A 17,983-nucleotide genomic window follows, 5' to 3' on the forward strand; every position below is an offset into this window, starting at 1 on the left:
TTAAGACTCGAAGCGGGTGCAATCGTACCCGCTTTGATACCGGTCGTTACAAGTAACCATCCGCTTTAAGTGAGAGCGTGGTCGCGGCAAAGGACTCATCTAAAATGGCTACCACCTCGTCAACGATTTGACGCGTCCAAATTAAAGGGGGGGAAATAATATTGAGGTGTCCCACCGGACGGATGATCAGACCACGTTTCTGTGCTTCGGCAGCCACGCGATCACCCACCCGCGCTTCAACGGGCAACAGCTCTTTGGTGGCTTTATCTGCGACATTTTCAATCGCCATCATAAAATGACTGCCACGAATGTCGCCGATTGTCTCGTGAGCCGCTAATGTTTTTAGCTTGCGCTCAAGGTAGGGGCCAATGTCGCGCACATGTTCACACAGGCCTTCACGCTCAATAATCTCAATGTTTTTAAGCGCTGCTGCACAGCTGACCGGATGCCCTGAATAAGTGAATCCGGTACTCAGCACCCCTCCTGGCCCCTGAGGAGTACTCAGAACGGCATACAGCTCGTCAGATATCAGCGTGGCTCCTAGCGGTGCATAGCCAGAAGAGAGACCTTTCGCTACGTTGATAATGTCAGGCTGCGTATCAAACACTGCCTCAGAGGCAAAGAAGTGCCCCAGTCGGCCAAAACCAGTGACGACCTCATCAGCGATGTAAAGAATATGGTTGGCACGACACACCGCCTGCATACGCGCATGATACCCCTGAGGAGCCATCAGTACGCCGCCAGCCCCCATAATGGGCTCTGCGATAAACGCTGCAATATTGTCTGCACCAATTCGTTCAATCGCACTTTCCAGCTCATCAACGAGATGGTCACAGTACTCGGCTTCCGTCATTTCTTCAGGACGGCGGTAGCAGTTAGCCTCGCTAAGATGCGTTACTAAGTGATCGAGCGTATCGAATTCCCAGTTATTGCTCTCAATCCCAGTGAGGCTTGCCGCCATATAGGTAGTGCCATGATAGGCGTTATTACGTGACAGAATCTGCTTCTTGGTTGGCTTACCCAAGCGGTTGAAGTAGTAATGCACTAAGCGGATAGTGGCATCGTTAGCCGTTGATCCACCGCAACTGTAGAACACATGGTTTAAGTGGGAAGGCGCAAGCTCAGCCAGTTTGGCGGCCAGCTCAGTGGCGGGTGCGTTAGAAAGGTTGTTAAAGGTTGAGAAATAAGCCATACGGGTCGCTTGGTCAGCCATCGCTTGCCCTATTTCAGCGCGACCATGACCTACATTGACGCACCACAATCCAGCGATGCCATCGATAAAGCGATTCCCACGGACATCCTCTACATAGATGCCTTCGCTGTCAGTAATTAAGTCACAGCCTTTTTCGTTGAAGAGGCTGAAGTCTGTAAAGGGGTGGATAAAGTGATCTTTATCCTTCTGCCACAGATCTTGCGAGTCGTAAGCATGCGTAGGCCTGTTCTTGGTCATCGTTTAGCCCTCGTTTATAGGAAGCCGTTGTTGAGGCGAGTTCACAGGCTAGCGGGGTAGGCAATGCCAAGAATATATCCCCATTGGGGTATATCGACTTATCGACGAGGCACCTAAGGTAAATGCCTTTAGACCACCCTATAAGCATAAGAAGAGGCTTCCATGCAGATTTCTATTGATGGTCAGCGACTTTGGTCAAGTTTAATGGCGATGGCAGAGATCGGCGCCACACCCAACGGCGGAAGTAACCGTTTGGCACTTACCCAGGAGGATGCTGCCGGTAGGCACCTACTGATTGAGTGGTGTGAAGAGATTGGCTGCCAAGTGCGTGTTGATGGCGTCGGCAATCTTTTTATCCGCCGACCGGGTAAGCGTAACGACCTTAAACCTGTGGCGACAGGCAGCCATCTAGATACTCAACCCAAAGGCGGACGCTTCGATGGCGTTCTGGGAGTACTCGCCGGATTAGAAGTGTTTCGTTCCCTGCACGATCACAATGTAGTGACCGAACGTCCGCTCGAACTTATCGTCTGGACCAACGAGGAAGGCAGTCGCTTTGCACCAGCCATGGTAGCGTCTGGTACCTATGCCGGTGTTTTCGCAGTTGAGGAAACCTTGGCTCGACAGGATGCCAATGGCGTTACCTTTGGACAAGCGCTTGAAGAGACTGGCTTTAAAGGTAGCCTGCCTATTGGGGAGCCGCAGCTAGCCAGCTTTTTTGAGCTGCATATTGAGCAAGGCCCAGTGCTTGAAGAAGAGGAGCTGGCAATTGGCGTTGTCACTGGCGTGCAGGGGATGCGCTGGTTTGACCTGACGATCCACGGTAATGCGGCCCATGCAGGCACCACTCCAATGTCTTATCGCCAGGACGCATTAGCGGCAGCCGCAAGATTAATTGACCGTCTGTATACCCATGCAGTGTACGATACCAGCGGCGATACCAAGGTAACCTTTGGCTGTCTGGAAATTGATACACCGTCGCGCAATGTCATCCCTGCCAACGTCAGCCTGACTGTCGATCTTCGGCATGTCGTGGATGAGCAACTCGACATACTTGAAGAGCGCCTTCGCAGCGAGTTAGCAGACATTACCGGAACGTTTGGCGTAGCAGTGAACCTTGAACGTACCTGGGCCTCTCCCGTGGTTAAGTTTGACGAACAATGTGTTGCCGCGCTTGAAAGAGCAGCCAAATGTCACGGCATCCCTTACCGCCGGATGATGAGCGGCGCTGGTCACGATGCTGTTTACGTTTCACGAGTGGCCCCCACTGCGATGCTGTTCATACCCTGTCGCGATGGTATTAGCCACAATGAAGCGGAGTATTCCACACCGGAACACTGTGCCCTCGGCGCACAAACGCTCTGTGATGCCCTTATCGAAAACGCCAACAGCCTGGAGGTTAACGTATGAACACCCCAACCACTGTCTCAACAATTATTTCAACCACAGCCCCAACCAACCAGGCAGAGTGGCGAGCATTAGCGGAAAAGCTCGATTTCGAAACCCGTGCGTATATCAACGACCGCTTTGTGGATGCCCAGAGTGGTAACACGCTTACCACGATTAACCCTGCGACCGGAAGCGTGTTAGCCGAGGTGGCCAGCTGTGATGATGCTGACGCTGCACTCGCGGTTCAAGCCGCCCGAGAAGCTTTCCAACAGGGCGATTGGGCACAGCGCTCACCGACACAGCGTAAAGTCACCCTCCTTAAGCTTGCTGACTTAATGCAGGACCATAAGCATGAACTGGCACTGCTTGATACGCTCGATATGGGCAAGCCTATTTCAAGCGCTTTGGGTGATATCGACGGCGCCATCAGCTGTTTACGCTATACCGCGGAAAGCATCGACAAACTTTATGGTGAAGTTGCCCCCACGGGTGATAACAATTTAGGGCTTATCGTTCGTGAACCCTTGGGTGTCGTTGCGGCAATCGTACCGTGGAACTTCCCGCTGATGATGACCGCTTGGAAAATCGCCCCTGCCTTAGCAGCAGGTAATAGCGTCATCCTTAAACCATCAGAAAAATCACCGCTGTCAGCGCTGCGCCTCGCTAGTTTATCCCAGCAAGCAGGCCTGCCCAGGGGCGTTTTTCAGGTTCTACCCGGCTATGGTCATACGGTAGGTAAAGCGCTGGCGCTCTCCATGCAGGTCGACTGCCTCGCTTTTACCGGATCAACACAGGTCGGTAAACAGCTGATGCAGTACGCAGGGCAGTCAAATCTGAAGCGCGTCTATTTAGAGTGCGGAGGCAAAAGCCCCAACATCATCTTTGCAGACTGCCAGAATCTCGACAAAGCTGCCCAGCATGCCGCAACGGCTATTTTCCACAATCAGGGTGAGGTCTGTATTGCAGGCTCTCGTTTGTTGGTAGAAAACAGTATCCGTGAAGACTTTGTGGCCCGCGTGGTCAAAGCTGCCGAGCAAATGCAGCCGGGAGATCCACTAGACCCAGAAAGCTTTATGGGTGCCATGGTGGACGAGACCCAATACCGCCGAGTACTTGACTATATACACCAGGGCCAGGAAGAGGGAGCCACGCTAAGAGCCGGTGGAGAACCGCTTAACGGCCCTGGGCTATTTATCCCACCCACGATTTTCGATGACGTTACGCCCAAGATGGTAGTAGGTCGCGAGGAAATCTTCGGCCCAGTGCTAGCGGTCTTTGGCTTCGATAACGAAGACGAAGCGCTTGCGCTCGCTAACGATAGTGACTTCGGCTTGGCGGCGGGGGTCTGGAGTCAGGATATTGACCGTGTGATGCGCGTTTCACGCAAGCTCCAGTCTGGGCAAGTGTACGTTAATAACTGGGCAGGCCCCGATATGACAGTACCGTTCGGTGGTGTTAAGCAATCAGGCAATGGGCGGGATAAATCGCTTCATTCGCTTGACGAGTACACCGAGATCAAAACCATCTGGATGTCGCTAAAAACATAAGGAAACCGCGGTACTAACCTCTCAATTGTCGGGAGATCAACGCCACGTGCTCAAGAAACAGCTGAAAAAGCTGCGATTGGCTGGAAATATCCAAACGCTGATAAATATGTTTGCGATGTACTTTTACGGTTCCGTCACTGATATCAAGCTCACGAGCCGCTGACTTGGTGGAGTGCCCCGCTAGTAGCAGGCGTACGATCTCTTGTTCACGCGCTGTTAGTAGCTCACGGCCAAAACTTGCAAAAGCAGCTTCCACAGGGGCGTCTTTTTCCAGAGTTTTCTGGAAAATAGCGCCCTGCCATTTCCAAAACTCTATTAGCAAGACTTCGACCAGCGGTGCCACATTTCTCAATATTTGCAGAGAGCGGCGCTTAAGAGGAGCGTCAGCCTGAAACCCTAATGACACCACCATCAAGACGTCTTCTCCGATACGCGCAAAGAGGCCTACCTCATCGACCAGCCCTAACGAACGATAGTAGTGCGCGTAATAATCACTAGACTCAAAACGGTCTGGCGCCAGCTCCCGCAGTCGATAGACCCCACTGTCCAGCCCGCCATCAATAGCGGTAAAAAATGGATCCAGTAAGTAGGCCCCGCTGAGGTAGCGGTCGATCGCCTGTTGGCGATTTTCCGCGGGGTAGTCATCGTGTATCAGTAGCGGTCTGTTACGCCCTTTATAAGTATTAATAAGAATCGTATCGAATCCCGTTACCGCGCGCAGCACCTGCTCCAGCCGAGCGGGAAAATCTCGCTGCCCTGCAGAGTGCACCAGACTGGCAAGATGGCGATGCCAAGCCGCGCTGCCAGCGTTAGCAAGAAAGGCGCTGTCAATATCATCTGTTGAAGAACTGTATTTCATAATGAGCGCCTCATTTATGCTTTATGCAAAACGATACTGCGCTAAGGGAAGACGGTAAACTCTGATGATGCATCTTGGTAATTCACAGCCCGCACTGGGCCACTCCATAGGCGCAGTGGGCATTCACTGCTAGGCTATTGATTCTTACGTTTTAGCATACAGGTGCGTAATACTCGGTTCGCTGTTCACTCTGCTGGTGTCTTGCATTGGCTTTGGGTGGTACTCGCGTTAACACTTAATGCAGCTATTTTACGATTTAATAATAGGGCCTAAGCGCCGACAGACAGGACTTAATGAGATGGATATCGCTTCGCTTCCTTTTTTGCTCGCCACGGCTTCATTAGTGCTGGGGATCGTGGCCGCGGCTATTTTTGTCTACGTGGTTGTTCCCAAACAACGACGTGCCAAAGCAAAGGCCGCCACGCCACCGCCAACACCCAAAGCACAACCCCAACCTCCCTCGTCTGAACCCGAGGCGCCCTCGCCTGCTGCACGTAAAGAGAAAGTAAAGCAGCACTCCCTTTTTGTGATTTTTGCCCACCCCGATGCCACCACGGACGAACGTTTGGCCGAGTGGCTACGGGGAAAAGAGGCCAGCTACGATGCGGTCAAGAAAGTTTACTTAATCAATGGCAAGCAGCCCTCTAACCCGGTCACGATTGCCAACGCCTTTCCGCCTGGCGAGATGCCCGACCTACTGCAAGGGGAAACCCACGAACCCATTCGTGGGATTAGCTTGCTCGTTAAGCCGCCACTACATAAACGCCGTAACCAGCAAATGCACGTTTATGTAGCGCTCGCCAAAGAGCTAAACGACACCTTTAGCGGCAACTTGCTCGATGCCGACCGGCAGCCCGCCTCTGAGTCGACCTACGCACAAATTATTGGCTAAGCTAACCTGGTTAGCGATTAAACAACACCCTGGCTACGCAGGTAATCGTCGTAGCTACCGCTAAAGTCGACAAGCCCATCGGGCTGCATATCGATAATGCGCGTGGCGAGCGACGAAACAAACTCGCGGTCGTGACTGACAAATATCAGCGTGCCGGGGTAGTTTTCCAGCGCTAAGTTCAGCGCTTCTATCGATTCCATATCCAGGTGGTTAGTCGGCTCATCCATTAACAGCACGTTGGGGTTGGTGAGCGTTAGCTTGCCAAACAGCATGCGCCCCTGCTCACCACCTGAAATCACTCTGACAGACTTATTAATGTCGTCGCTGGAAAACAGCATCCGCCCCAACGCACCGCGTACTATTTGTTCGCCGCCTTTGGTCCACTGGCTCATCCACTCAAAAAGCGTGGCATCGACAGGAAAGTCGTCGGTGTGGTCTTGACCAAACATGCCAACCTCAGCGGCGTCGGTCCACTTCACTTCACCAGCATCAGGGTGTAAATCACCCGCCAGGGTTTTCAGCAGGGTGGTTTTACCTATGCCGTTGGGGCCGATAATGGCAATCCGCTCACCGGCCTCTACGGTCATCGAGAAACGCTCGAAGAGCGGCTTCTGATCGTCGTAGCCTTTGGTAATCGCATCAACATTCACTGCATTGCGGTGAATCTTTTTATTCTGTTCAAAGCGGATAAACGGACTAACTCGGCTGGACGGCTTGATATCTTCCAGCTTGATTTTGTCGATCTGGCGCGCCCGCGAAGTGGCCTGTTTGGCTTTGGAGGCGTTGGCCGAGAAGCGGCTAACAAACTGTTGAAGCTCGGCAATTTGGGCTTTTTTCTTGGCATTATCCGAATGCTGGCGCTCGCGGGCAGCGGTGGCCGCGGTCATGTAGTCATCGTAGTTGCCTGGGAACAGGGTAATTTCCCCGTAATCCAGATCCGCCATGTGCGTGCACACGCTATTCAGGAAGTGACGGTCGTGAGAAATAATCACCATAGTGCTGCTGCGCGCTTTGAGAATATCTTCCAGCCAGCGGATAGTATTGATATCCAAGTGGTTAGTCGGTTCGTCGAGCAGCAGTACATCTGGGTCGGAAAATAGCGCCTGGGCCAGCAGCACACGCAGTTTCCAGCCGGGAGCAACTTCGCTCATCGGGCCGGTATGCTGTTCGATGGGAATACCTAGCCCCAGCAGTAGCTCCCCAGCGCGAGACTCAGCGGTATAGCCGTCGAGCTCAGCAAAGCGCACTTCCAGGTCAGCCACTGCCATTCCGTCGGCTTCACTCATTTCTGCCAGGGAGTAGATCCGCTCGCGTTCGGCGGCCACTTTCCACAGCTCAGCATTACCCATGATAACGGTGTCGATGACCCGCTCGTTCTCATAAGCAAACTGATCCTGGCGCAGCTTACCCAGCCGCGTGCTGCTATCCAGCATGACCTGCCCGGAAGAAGGCTCAAGCTCCCCACCCAAAATCTTCATAAAGGTGGACTTACCGCAACCATTGGCGCCAATCAAACCGTAGCGATTGCCGTTATTAAATTTGACGGAAACATTTTCAAACAGGGGCTTGGCCCCAAACTGCATGGTGATATTGGCGGTTGCGATCAAGATGTGGGCCCTGGTTAACAGTGTAATTGCGCATTCAAAGGCTCGCGATTCTACGCGCCTTTGAGCAGTGTTACACCTCCCCCCTAGCGTGCATTGTCTCGCGTAGCCGGCAGTTCGAGCAGAAAGCGTTCACCATCAAGCGCTTGGCGCAGCCGTGTGTGCAGTATCTCAACAATGTCAGGATGCTCGCCAACCAGCGCTGTGGTCGTCACGCTCAAACCTGGGTTGCGCTGTTCAGCGGCGGCACAAATCTCGGCGATATCGCCGCCTTCCCCTGCATGACGCCCAGGCGAGAGAAACAGCATCGCTAAGATTACCGAGCCTGATTGGAACTCTGGCGTATCCAACAAATGCTCCAGCAGCGGCTCGTTAAAGCGATATTCGTCGCCTTCACGGCGCTCCATGGATGCCGCTGCGACGCAGCTAACCTCATCCGCCAGTAACACGCTTAACTGACCGGCTAAGCGGTTGCGCACGGCGGTCACTTCAGGAATCGGGCTACCGTGATCCACCAGGGCTACATGTGGCGTCGCTCCCGTTTGGTGCTTGTCGCGCACGTTGTCGGCCAGCAGCTTGGCTAAACGCAGGTCGTTATTGCCCCGTTCATCCACCAGCGGCTGGGCCACACGAACGCTCACCTGGGGAAAACGTGCCTGCAGTGCTGCCATGCGCTCTGGCAGATAGCCAGTCAGAGCCTTACTTGGCCCAAAGAAGAACGGCAGCACAATGATCTCTGTCGCCCCCTGCTCGGCACTGCGTTCAGCGGCCGGACCTAGGGTAATCGCGGGGATGCCGTCAACCTCTTCAGGAGGGATTTTATTAGAGTGCAGCAAGGAAGCCGCCTGCACGGTTTCCCCTAACTGCTGGCTGAGCGCAGATGCCACGCGGCGCAGGTTGTGGGTTGCCTGGGGCCGTAATGAGCCGTTATCGACGAGAAAAATAGCGCGCATGTCGGTCTCCGGAGGTGGTCAAGGAAGTCATCAATAAAGGCATGATAAGATAGGCACTTTACCTCATACGCCGTGCTCATGATGCTTAATAGCGATGTTTGATACTACCGCCCTGAACCAGCAAAGAAACTTCTTCGATGGCCATGCCGACATATGGCTGTTTGGTTACGGCTCGCTGATCTGGAAGGCCGACTTTGCCTACTTAGAACGCCAGCCCGCTTTCATTACCGGCTGGGCGCGGCGATTTTGGCAAGGCTCCCACGATCACCGTGGCACGCCTGACGCACCTGGTCGCGTCGCTACGTTGATTCGTGCCCAAGGGGAAGTGTGCCACGGCATGGCGTACCGCATTACTCCCGACGTGCTGGCACCGCTGGATGTACGTGAAAAGAATGGCTACCTGCGTGAAAAAGTGCCACTCACTTTCCTAGGACAACGTGGCGATACACAGTCGGAAAAGGCAACAACAGAAGGGCTAATTTACTTAGCTACCGAAGATAATCCCGCCTTTCTTGGCGAGGCGCCGTTGGTCGACATCGCGCGACAAATCGCCCATGCCCATGGCCCTAGTGGCTCAAATAAAGCTTACCTGTTGAATCTGGCTCAAGCGCTGCGCGAACTGGGAAGCGAAGATGCCCACATCACCGCACTCGCAGAACAGGTGCGCAGCTTATGATACGCCCGCTTGGACAGGCTGATGCAAACCTACATCATTAACCACGACAGGATAAACACCGCCAGCACAATCCGCACGATGGCTCCCAGCAGGGAGCCTCGCAACAGCGCCCGAACGCCCCGCCACAATAGCCACAACCCAATCACCAGCACCAGAATGCTGAAGAACGAAGCATTGATGCCCAAAGAGCGGGTAAGGCCATCAATAAAGTCGTCAAACGCACTAAAAAAATTACCGAAGATACCCAGAAGAAACTCGACGACTGCGCGAATCGACGCGCCAATGGCCTCGCCTATGCCATCAAAAAATCCGTTTGCCTGCATGCGTCTCATCCATCGCTAAAAAGTTGTCGATATTGTCAGTTAAAACCTCACCGTTGCAAAGCATGGCGGCAAAGCAGCACGCTCCCCCTTTTACGCCCCACCCTTAAGACGTTTACCCTATTTCACTTTCCCAACTAACGCGTTACAACATGATGACTGCAATAGCGGGAGAGACTGGTGCCACGCACCAGCGCCGAAGGAGCAACGACCCCGGAAACTCTCAGGCCAACGGACCGCCATTGCCATGGTATTTACTAAAATAGTATCTACCAAGACGTTCCGAAGAGCGGCTGATGACTGCGTCACCCAGCCCACCGAAGGAGCAAGCGCCTCATTTGATGCGTGAATCTCTCAGGTTCCATGACGGAAGGGGTACACCTAGCCACTTTTTGGCTCGGTGTATCGCCCGACGCTCATACAATCTGGAGAGACTTATGCAACGCATTGCGATTATTGGCGGTGGTATCACCGGCATTACAAGTGCTTACGCCCTAGCAAAGCGCGGTTTTGATGTCACTGTGTTTGAGAAACACCGCTATGCAGCCATGGAAACGTCCTTTGCCAATGGCGGGCAGCTTTCAGCGTCGAATGCTGAAGTGTGGAACCACTGGCCGACAGTGCTTAAAGGTCTGCGCTGGATGCTGAAAAACGACGCGCCGCTACTGGTTAACCCTCGCCCTAGTTGGCATAAACTCAGCTGGTTTGCAGAGTTTATCGCCGCCATTCCCCGCTATGCCGATAACACCACGGAAACCACCCGCTTAGCCATTGCTGCCCGAGAGCACTTATTCCAATGGGCAAAAGACGAGCAGATCGACTTCGACCTTAAACAGCAGGGCATTTTGCATATCTACCGTGACAAAGCTGGTTTTGATCACGCAGCACGCGTGTCTCAGCTGCTAGCAAAAGGTGGCCTTGAACGCAGATCGGTCACTCCAGATGAAATGCGCACCATCGAGCCGACGCTAGCAGGCAATTACTATGGTGGCTTCTATACCGAAAGCGATGCCACTGGCGACATTCATAAGTATACCAACGGCTTGGCACAAGCAGCTGCTAAGCGAGGCGTAAAGCTCAATTATGGCCATCAGATAAACGACCTCGGCGCAGATGAAAATGGGGTCTGGGTGAATGCTACGGTAGACAACGAAACCACCCGACAACGCTTCGATAGTGTGGTCGTATGTGCGGGTACCGGCAGCCGAGCCATTGCCGCTAAACTAGGCGACAGGGTCAACATTTACCCAGTGAAAGGTTACTCCATCACTGTGCAGCTAGATGACATGGCCTCTCAGCAAGCAGCGCCGACAGTCAGTCTGTTAGATGATGAAACCAAACTGGTGACCAGCCGCCTAGGGCACGACCGTTTCCGCGTGGCTGGTACCGCTGAATTCAATGGGGCGAATCGCGATATACGCAACGACCGCATTCAACCGCTGGTACGCTGGGTAGAAGAGTGCTTCCCAGGTGTGAGCACCCAGCGTGTCGTGCCCTGGGCAGGACTGCGCCCGATGCTACCTAATATGCTACCCAAGGTTGGCCCTGGTCGTTTGCCCACGGTGTTCTATAACACCGGTCACGGCCATCTGGGCTGGACACTGTCAGCGATTACCGCCGAGATGCTAGCGGATGCGGTAGACGCTGCCCAGGCAACCTCCCTCGCGGTAAGCCATTAAATAACCACGCAAACGGCGGTCACTTGAGGCCGCCGCTTGCCACCCACAGCCGATAAAGCGCTGGCGTGAAGAAAAACGACACTAACGTTGCCAACACCAAACCAAACCCAACAGTTTGCGCAAAGGGGGGCCACAGACCGCCTGCGGCTACCATCAGCGGAATTAACCCAGCAAACGTGGTAATGGTCGTAGAGATAATGTGTCGGCTGGTGGGGCCGCTGATAACGGCTAGCATGGCGTCGATATCACCTTGGCGGGCAGCTTCATCGTCATCAAACGCAGCAATAATGATAATGGTGGCATTAATCGCCACACCCACCAGGCCCATGATGCCAACGATAATCACAAACCCAAACGCATGACCACTGAGAAGCAGCGCCACAATCCCCATCCCCATGGCCTGAGCACCGGCAATAAACACAATGGCAGCCCGCCGAAAGGAGTTAAACGCCAGCACCACGGTGGCCACCATGGCAATCACCAGCAACACCACTGAGGCAAGCAGTTGGCCGACGGCTTGGTCTCGCTCGGCGGCTTCACCACCGGTTTCAATGCGGTAGCCAGCAGGAAGACGAATCTCTCCCGCCTCTAGTGCAGCCTCAAGTCTGGCATCTAACTGTGCCATGGAGACCGCTGGCAACGCATCAGCGACCAAATAGCCTTGCACCAGTTGCACCCGTTCGGCATTGCGGCGGGTGATCACACTCCAGGCAGGGGTTAGCGACACCTCTGCTACCGCTGCCAATGGCAAGCCTTCGGCGACGTGGTCACTGACCAAGCGCAGCGCGGCAAGCTGTTCGGCGTCGGTACGCCAATCATCCGCATAGCGCACGCGCACTGGGAGCTGCTGGGTATCTTCTAATACTCTACCTGCAGGCTGACCCGACAGTGCAGCTCCCACTTGCTCTGCTAGGTTTTGCGGTGTTAAACCCGCATCGCTAAGTGCCGTGTGATCGATATCCAGTAATAGCCTGGGCAGGTCCCGCTGCATACCAGCCCGCACGTGGGTTACCTGGGGCAACTGGTGCATCAACCCCGCCAGCTCAAGACCCAGTGATGACAGTACCGCTAGGTCATTGCCATAAACACGCAGCTCAATCGGCGCCTTAAACGGCGGCCCCTGTTCATACTTACGCACCACGCTCTGCGCCTGAGGAAAACGTTGATCAAGCGCTTGCTGCAACGCTGGCACCCGCTGGTTCGTGATCTCTAACGACTCCGTGTCTACGATCACATGCAAAAATGCTGGATTATTATCCTCATTGGTCATCACGTTGTAGTACATCATTGGCGCACTTTCGCCGATAAACGCCGATACGCGAGTGATGCCAGGCAGCTCACGAATCATCGCCTCTACCTCAAGGGCCAGTGCTTGGGTATTCGCCATGCTGCTAGCAGGCGGCAAACGCACTTCAATATGAAACTGATCCCGATCGGCCGGAGGGAAAAAGGCCACGTCCAGGGTTGGCATCAACGCGATACCGCCCACTGGTACGCATAGCGTGATAATCATGGCGGCAACAGGATGGCGCAATGCGCTGCGTATCGTACGGCGAAAGCCTCGTTTAACCATCCTATTGAGGGTATTATTTCCAGGTGCTGGCGGTTTATCCGCGACCTTGGCTAACAGCATGGGAGACAGCGCAGGCACCAACAGCAGCGACACCAGATAAGAACTCACTAATGCCACCATCACGGCCATGGCGAGCGGCCCGACAAACTCTCCGGCAGGGCCAGGCATGAGCACAATCGGCATAAATGCCAAAATGGTGGTTAAGGTGCTGGCAAGTAGCGGCACCGCTAAATGGCGAAGCGTATCGCGAGTGGCGGCAAACGCCGAATCGCCCTTCAAGAAGCGCTCTCGCAGGGCGTTAGTGATCACAATCGCGTTATCCACCATTAGCCCCAGCGCCACAATAATGCCGGTAATACTCATCTGGTGAATATCAATGCCAAGCGGCCTGAAAAAGGCCAAAGTGAGCAGCGCCGTGGCAGGAATGGCAAGCCCCACCGTTACCGCCGAACGCCAGCCCATGGTCAAAAACAGAATGGCCACCACCAGCACTAACCCCATCAGCAAGCTGAGCGCTACGTCACTTAAGCGCTGATTGGTGTAACTGGCCTGCTCAAACACCTCATCAACCTCAATCCCGCTGGGCAGCTCATCAGCGAACACCGCCAGCTGTTGCTGCGCCCGCTCCACCCAGGTATCGATACGCTGCCCTGGCGCCATACGTGCGCCGACAAACACCGCTGACTTGCCGTTCAGCAAGGCAGCGGCGGCTGGCGGGTCTTGCACGCCACGACGCAGCTCGGCCAGCTCGCCAAGCGTGACGGTTTGCCCCTGATGGGTGGCCACATCGATATCACGCAACCTGTCTAGCGCGCCAAACTCTCCACTTAGCCCCACCGTTAGCCGATGTCCATCGGTGACCACTTCACCTGCAGTACGTCGGCCATCACTGGCGTCAATAATGGCGGCAAGCTGCCCCACTGAAAGCCCCAGGGCATTCAGCTCCAAGGGGTCGACCATCACTTCGACCTGCTCCCCTGCAACGCCAAAGAGATGGGTATATTCGGTACCTGCAACTCGCCTAAATTGATCTTCCAGGCGCTCGGCGTAGCGCTCCATTAGCTGCGGATTGGGTGGAGAGTCCAGAGTCCAGTGAAGTGCAGCTACGATGCTAAACGCATAACCTCGGTCATCCAGCAGTTCGGGAGCTTGCACACCATCTGGCAACGTTGGGGCGACATCGCCCAGCTTGTCCCGCACCCGGCTCCATACGGAGGTGACATCAATCACCTCATCTTCTAATTCCAGGCTGATAACAGCGATGCCTTGCCGCGACGTGGTTTCTAGTACTTTAATCTCAGCAATTGTACGCAGCTCATCCTCGATAGGCCGCGCAACTAAGGCTTCTATTTGCTCAGGTGTCGCGCCTGGGTATGGGGCAAGCACCGTGGCCATCCGCGCGACAAGATGAGGGTCTTCTGCACGCGGAAGCGTTTGAATCGCCGATAACCCAGCAACCACAAGCAGCCCCAACGTGAGCGCGAGTAAGCGCCGATTAAATAGCCACTCAATGCGCTGCATGGGCCACTTCCTCGCTAACCGTGACCTGCTGCCCTGGGGTAATGCGGTGGGTACCGCTGGTAATCAGCCGCCCACCGGGCTCAAGCGTGCCGCGTACGAACGCTTGATCGCCTAGCGTATGCAGCAATTCAACGCTAGCCCGCGCGACGCGGTAGTGGCCATTTTCTAGTGGCTCCGCCACCAGCACGTTCCACACGCCACGGTCGGCGGCAAGCAGAGCATCCAGCGGCACCCAGTACCCGCTGGATGGCTCGGTGATCGTATAACGCAGCTCAGCCACATCGCCAGGAACAGCGCCGAACGTAGGCTCAAGCGACACCACTAGCGTCTGTGTACGGCTGTCATTGTTCACCTGAGGCAGCCGTGCACGCACTTCTCCACGCAGGGGCTGGCCGTTAACGCTTAGCGTTACCGGTTCGCCAGGAACAAACGTTGCAGCCAGCCGTGCAGGCAGCCCGATGTGCGCCTCCAACTGCTCCACATCGATAAGGTCAAAGGCTGCGGTGCCGCCACTTACTAAGCTTCCGACGCTTATATGGCGCTCAACCACCTGCCCGTTAAAGGGCGCTGTTAGCGTGCTGTCATTCAGGTCAGCGGTAAGGCTGTCACGCTCGGCCGAGAGCGCCGCAAGACGTGCCTGGAGGGTTAACCGATCCGTACGGGCCTGATCCAGCGATGTGCGGCTGGCAAAGTTACTCTGGTTAAGCTGTGCTTCGCGCTCTTCCTGGCGTTGGGCAAGGCCGAGACTGGCGCGAGCTTCTTCGCTGCGCGCTGCCACTTCGGCTAAACGACTTTCCAGGCGGCGGGTGTCCAGAATGGCCAGAACATCACCTTTCTCAACGGTATCGCCACGGTCTGCTAATACAGACTGAACGCGCCCTGCCGGCTCAAACGCTAACGCTACCGACTGGTGCGCCACCACGCGCCCGGTTAAGCGCACATCGCGCTTTAGCTGTTCGGCTTCCGCAAGCGGTTGCGTTGCCACCTGTAGAAGAGCCTTACCAGCCTCCTGCTGACGTACCTGCTGGGCACTACTGTGCTGACTGGTTAACAGCGTAATCACCGCCAGTGTCAGCCCTATCATCAATAGCGCTACCAGCGTGCCACGCAATCGATGTCCCCAGGATGTCTCAGAAGGCTTGCCCATAATGGCCTCGAAATGGTTTATTCTTGAACGATACTGTTCACTATAATATGTGTACGCTTACGTTCAATATTTATTTATTCGATTGACGCGGATTTCACTGGATGACCGACCCTCAACATAACCCTCCTGACAAAAAACGCAGCGCTGGCCGCCCGAAAGATATGGCCAAGCACAACGCCATGCTGGACGCGGCGGCGTGTCTGCTGTTCCGCAATGGATTGGAAGGCGTCACCATGGAAGCCGTTGCGCGTGAGGCGGGCGTTTCCAAAGTCACCGTGTACGGCCATTTTGTGACCAAAGAAGCACTTTTCGGCAGCGTGATTCGCCGTGAAACCGCCATCATTCGTCAAGGGTTAGACAAACTACCCGACACCCACGAGGAAGTTCGCCAGTCGCTGATCGAGGCAGGTATAGGCCTTGTGAACTTTTTATTAGAACCCCACGTACTGGCGGTGGAGCGCGTGATGAGTGCCCAAGGGACACAGTACCCGGAACTGCTGCAGGCCTTTTTCGAGGCGGGCCCCTGGGCCACCAAGCAGTGGCTGCAGGAGAAACTGGAAGGGCTTGTCCATGCTGGACGTTTAACACTAAACACTCCCACGCTGGCCGCCGAGCAGCTGTGCAGCATGTGGCAAGGCATGCTGGTCACGGAAGTCCGTATGGGCGTTCGCCAGCCCCCCAGCAATAAAGAGCTTCACCGCCATATCAGTAGCGCCGTGGATGTGTTTTTAGCGGCATATGGTGCGAAGCACTCGCCTAAGTACTAACGTGAATTGCTAATCAAAAAAGCGTTGGCATCGCGGCGCTGTGTGGCATTCAACACTGAATTCAGGAACTATGCCTAACGAGAGTCTTGAAAAAACGATCCACCATAAGGATGGACCCTATGCGCGATGATGAAAAATATACCAATACTGAGGAGCCGCTATTATATCTTCAGCAGTTGCTTGACGCCTCAGACTCAGCGGGTCTCAATGTTTTTTTCACTGAATTACCAGTCTTAGATATTGCTCGAATACTTGAATCGTTTCCTGCCAAAACACGCGACTCACTCTGGGAGTTTATTCCTGAAAGCTTAATAGGTGAAGTACTAGCAGAAGTCGATGAAGATATTCGTGCTGATTATATTGAAGATTTATCTGCCAGCGACGTAGAGCAGATTGTTAAAGGCTTGGATGCTCAAGAAGTTGCTGAGGTACTAGATGTCGCCGACGAATCCATTAAAGCCAGCGTTTACGCTAGCCTAGATGAAGATATTCGTGCACAAGTTGAGAACCTTCATGCCTACGAAGATGATGTCGTAGGGCGTTATATGGACCCAGAAACCGTTAACGTAAAACAGGGGGTTTCACTGGAGGCAGTTCAACGTTATATCCGGATTCATCATCTACTCGATGATGAGTCACAGCAAATCATGATCACTGATAAAGATAAACGGTTACTCGGCACACTGACACTGATTGATTTAATTAAGCAACCACAAGAAACCGTGGTTGATGATTATATGGATGAACCCTTCACACTAAATGACCAAATGAAAGTCAGTGATGCTGCCATATTATTGCGTTCCAAAGAACTGCCTTTTGTACCAGTATGTGACAGTAGTGGGTTATTAGTAGGTCAGCTAAACGCCGCCGACGTATTAGAGATCACCCAAGACGATGCCGATATGACCTTGAAGCATATGGCAGGTGTCAGTGATGAAGAAGAAGTGTTTACACCCATTATACGAAGTGCGAAAAGCCGAGGAATTTGGCTGGGCATTAATCTGTTAACAGCCTTCTTAGCGGCATCCGTCATCGGGCAGTTTGAAGAAGTGCTCGATCAAATAGTTGCCTTAGCGATTTTAATGCCGGTGGTGGCCAGCATGGGGGGTATTGCAGGCAGTCAAACCCTAACCGTCGTGATACGCGGCTTGGCGCTTGGTCAACTTGCCGGTAACAACAAACGCTGGCTCTATAACAAAGAGTTATGGGTAGGGATAAGCAACGGCTTTGTATGGGCATTAGTTGTTGGCTTCATTTCACATATTTGGTTTGGCGACCCGCTAATTACGCTTGTGATAACGCTGGCGATCTTTATCAATATGAGTGTTGCCAATCTCTCTGGCGTGCTAATTCCACTGGTATTGAAAAAATTAAAGATCGATCCCGCGTTATCCGGTGCGGTTATTCTAACCACGGTTACCGATGTGGTCGGCTTTTTGTCATTTTTAGGATTAGCCACCCTAATTATCTTGGGGTAATGCACCCTAACGAGAGACTCTTTGATTAACTTTATGAGCGCAAACAAGCCGAAAACCGTAGCTTACATGGCGTAGATAAGCATTTTTAGACGGGTTCAATGCCGTTTCCCGAGGTAGCGCTTCATAGG

Annotated in this window: 14 protein-coding genes and 2 riboswitches; of the genes, 7 read left to right on the forward strand and 7 right to left on the reverse strand. The window is 53.9% G+C overall.

Translation table 11 applies throughout. From position 1 onward, the window contains the following. Window positions 1–46 precede the first annotated feature (46 nt). Entirely contained in the window at window positions 47–1,450 is a 1,404-nt protein-coding gene (locus tag HZS79_RS04315) for an aminotransferase (protein WP_162217072.1), read from the reverse strand. A 162-nt stretch (window positions 1,451–1,612) separates the two neighbouring features. Here HZS79_RS04315 and HZS79_RS04320 point away from each other — a divergent pair, with 162 nt between their 5' ends. Further along, window positions 1,613–2,860: a M20 family metallo-hydrolase gene (locus HZS79_RS04320; protein WP_162217071.1), complete on the forward strand. Its 1,248-nt coding sequence runs from the start codon at window positions 1,613–1,615 to the stop codon at window positions 2,858–2,860. Continuing rightward, window positions 2,857–4,386: an aldehyde dehydrogenase gene (locus HZS79_RS04325; protein ID WP_162217070.1), complete on the forward strand. Its 1,530-nt coding sequence runs from the start codon at window positions 2,857–2,859 to the stop codon at window positions 4,384–4,386. Before HZS79_RS04320 ends, HZS79_RS04325 begins: the two co-directional genes overlap by 4 nt. A 13-nt stretch (window positions 4,387–4,399) precedes the next feature. Here HZS79_RS04325 and HZS79_RS04330 read toward each other — a convergent pair whose 3' ends face one another. Continuing rightward, window positions 4,400–5,245, reverse strand: a complete 846-nt coding sequence (locus HZS79_RS04330) for a helix-turn-helix transcriptional regulator (RefSeq protein WP_162217069.1) — start codon at window positions 5,243–5,245, stop codon at window positions 4,400–4,402. Window positions 5,246–5,543: 298 nt separating this feature from the next. Between HZS79_RS04330 and HZS79_RS04335 the strand changes: the two genes are divergently transcribed. Beyond that, window positions 5,544–6,137, forward strand: coding sequence for a cell division protein ZipA C-terminal FtsZ-binding domain-containing protein (locus HZS79_RS04335; RefSeq protein WP_162217068.1), 594 nt, complete (start codon window positions 5,544–5,546; stop codon window positions 6,135–6,137). A 17-nt stretch (window positions 6,138–6,154) separates the two neighbouring features. Here HZS79_RS04335 and HZS79_RS04340 read toward each other — a convergent pair whose 3' ends face one another. After that, complete coding sequence (locus HZS79_RS04340; RefSeq protein WP_162217067.1) at window positions 6,155–7,744, reverse strand: ABC-F family ATPase; 1,590 nt, start codon at window positions 7,742–7,744, stop codon at window positions 6,155–6,157. Between the two features lie 83 nt (window positions 7,745–7,827). Continuing rightward, window positions 7,828–8,694 carry a sirohydrochlorin chelatase gene (locus HZS79_RS04345; RefSeq protein WP_162217066.1) on the reverse strand — a complete coding sequence of 289 codons (867 nt, stop codon included), beginning with the start codon at window positions 8,692–8,694 and terminating at the stop codon, window positions 7,828–7,830. Between the two features lie 94 nt (window positions 8,695–8,788). On the opposite strand from HZS79_RS04345, the gene HZS79_RS04350 reads away from it, so the two are divergent. Then, window positions 8,789–9,370 (forward strand): gamma-glutamylcyclotransferase, encoded by a 582-nt coding sequence (locus HZS79_RS04350; RefSeq protein WP_179927140.1) that lies wholly within the window; start codon window positions 8,789–8,791, stop codon window positions 9,368–9,370. Window positions 9,371–9,399: 29 nt separating this feature from the next. Here HZS79_RS04350 and HZS79_RS04355 read toward each other — a convergent pair whose 3' ends face one another. Further along, window positions 9,400–9,693 (reverse strand): hypothetical protein, encoded by a 294-nt coding sequence (locus tag HZS79_RS04355; RefSeq protein WP_179927141.1) that lies wholly within the window; start codon window positions 9,691–9,693, stop codon window positions 9,400–9,402. 155 nt (window positions 9,694–9,848) lie between these two features. Beyond that, a riboswitch (glycine riboswitch) is annotated at window positions 9,849–9,939 on the forward strand. Window positions 9,940–9,962: 23 nt separating this feature from the next. Further along, a riboswitch (glycine riboswitch) is annotated at window positions 9,963–10,070 on the forward strand. A 57-nt stretch (window positions 10,071–10,127) separates the two neighbouring features. Between HZS79_RS04355 and HZS79_RS04360 the strand changes: the two genes are divergently transcribed. Then, window positions 10,128–11,369, forward strand: coding sequence for a D-amino acid dehydrogenase (locus HZS79_RS04360; RefSeq protein WP_179927142.1), 1,242 nt, complete (start codon window positions 10,128–10,130; stop codon window positions 11,367–11,369). Between the two features lie 19 nt (window positions 11,370–11,388). On the opposite strand, the gene HZS79_RS04365 is transcribed toward HZS79_RS04360, so the two are convergent. Beyond that, window positions 11,389–14,463, reverse strand: coding sequence for an efflux RND transporter permease subunit (locus HZS79_RS04365; protein WP_179927143.1), 3,075 nt, complete (start codon window positions 14,461–14,463; stop codon window positions 11,389–11,391). Beyond that, window positions 14,450–15,610, reverse strand: coding sequence for an efflux RND transporter periplasmic adaptor subunit (locus HZS79_RS04370; RefSeq protein WP_179927144.1), 1,161 nt, complete (start codon window positions 15,608–15,610; stop codon window positions 14,450–14,452). Before HZS79_RS04370 ends, HZS79_RS04365 begins: the two co-directional genes overlap by 14 nt. Window positions 15,611–15,711: 101 nt before the next feature. Between HZS79_RS04370 and HZS79_RS04375 the strand changes: the two genes are divergently transcribed. Together HZS79_RS04375 and mgtE are read left to right on the forward strand one after the other, a co-directional pair. Continuing rightward, entirely contained in the window at window positions 15,712–16,377 is a 666-nt protein-coding gene (locus HZS79_RS04375) for a TetR/AcrR family transcriptional regulator (RefSeq protein WP_179927145.1), read from the forward strand. Window positions 16,378–16,496: 119 nt separating this feature from the next. Continuing rightward, a complete protein-coding gene (gene mgtE / locus HZS79_RS04380; protein ID WP_162217059.1) occupies window positions 16,497–17,855 on the forward strand; it encodes a magnesium transporter in 1,359 nt (452 codons plus the stop codon). Window positions 17,856–17,983: the final 128 nt, after the last annotated feature.

It is taken from the genome of Vreelandella zhaodongensis (assembly GCF_013415115.1).
GTDB classification, from domain to species: domain Bacteria; phylum Pseudomonadota; class Gammaproteobacteria; order Pseudomonadales; family Halomonadaceae; genus Vreelandella; species Vreelandella zhaodongensis.

Excerpts from the sequence above, each read along its gene's own strand:
- mgtE (WP_162217059.1), top strand. The coding sequence starts at position 16,497 with ATGCGCGATGATGAAAAATATACCAATACTGAGGAGCCGCTATTATAT.
- HZS79_RS04365 (WP_179927143.1), bottom strand. The coding sequence starts at position 14,463 with ATGCAGCGCATTGAGTGGCTATTTAATCGGCGCTTACTCGCGCTCACG.
- HZS79_RS04370 (WP_179927144.1), bottom strand. The coding sequence starts at position 15,610 with ATGGGCAAGCCTTCTGAGACATCCTGGGGACATCGATTGCGTGGCACG.
- HZS79_RS04320 (WP_162217071.1), top strand. The coding sequence starts at position 1,613 with ATGCAGATTTCTATTGATGGTCAGCGACTTTGGTCAAGTTTAATGGCG.
- HZS79_RS04335 (WP_162217068.1), top strand. The coding sequence starts at position 5,544 with ATGGATATCGCTTCGCTTCCTTTTTTGCTCGCCACGGCTTCATTAGTG.
- HZS79_RS04325 (WP_162217070.1), top strand. The coding sequence starts at position 2,857 with ATGAACACCCCAACCACTGTCTCAACAATTATTTCAACCACAGCCCCA.
- HZS79_RS04375 (WP_179927145.1), top strand. The coding sequence starts at position 15,712 with ATGACCGACCCTCAACATAACCCTCCTGACAAAAAACGCAGCGCTGGC.
- HZS79_RS04315 (WP_162217072.1), bottom strand. The coding sequence starts at position 1,450 with ATGACCAAGAACAGGCCTACGCATGCTTACGACTCGCAAGATCTGTGG.
- HZS79_RS04345 (WP_162217066.1), bottom strand. The coding sequence starts at position 8,694 with ATGCGCGCTATTTTTCTCGTCGATAACGGCTCATTACGGCCCCAGGCA.
- HZS79_RS04360 (WP_179927142.1), top strand. The coding sequence starts at position 10,128 with ATGCAACGCATTGCGATTATTGGCGGTGGTATCACCGGCATTACAAGT.
- HZS79_RS04355 (WP_179927141.1), bottom strand. The coding sequence starts at position 9,693 with ATGCAGGCAAACGGATTTTTTGATGGCATAGGCGAGGCCATTGGCGCG.
- HZS79_RS04350 (WP_179927140.1), top strand. The coding sequence starts at position 8,789 with ATGTTTGATACTACCGCCCTGAACCAGCAAAGAAACTTCTTCGATGGC.
- HZS79_RS04330 (WP_162217069.1), bottom strand. The coding sequence starts at position 5,245 with ATGAAATACAGTTCTTCAACAGATGATATTGACAGCGCCTTTCTTGCT.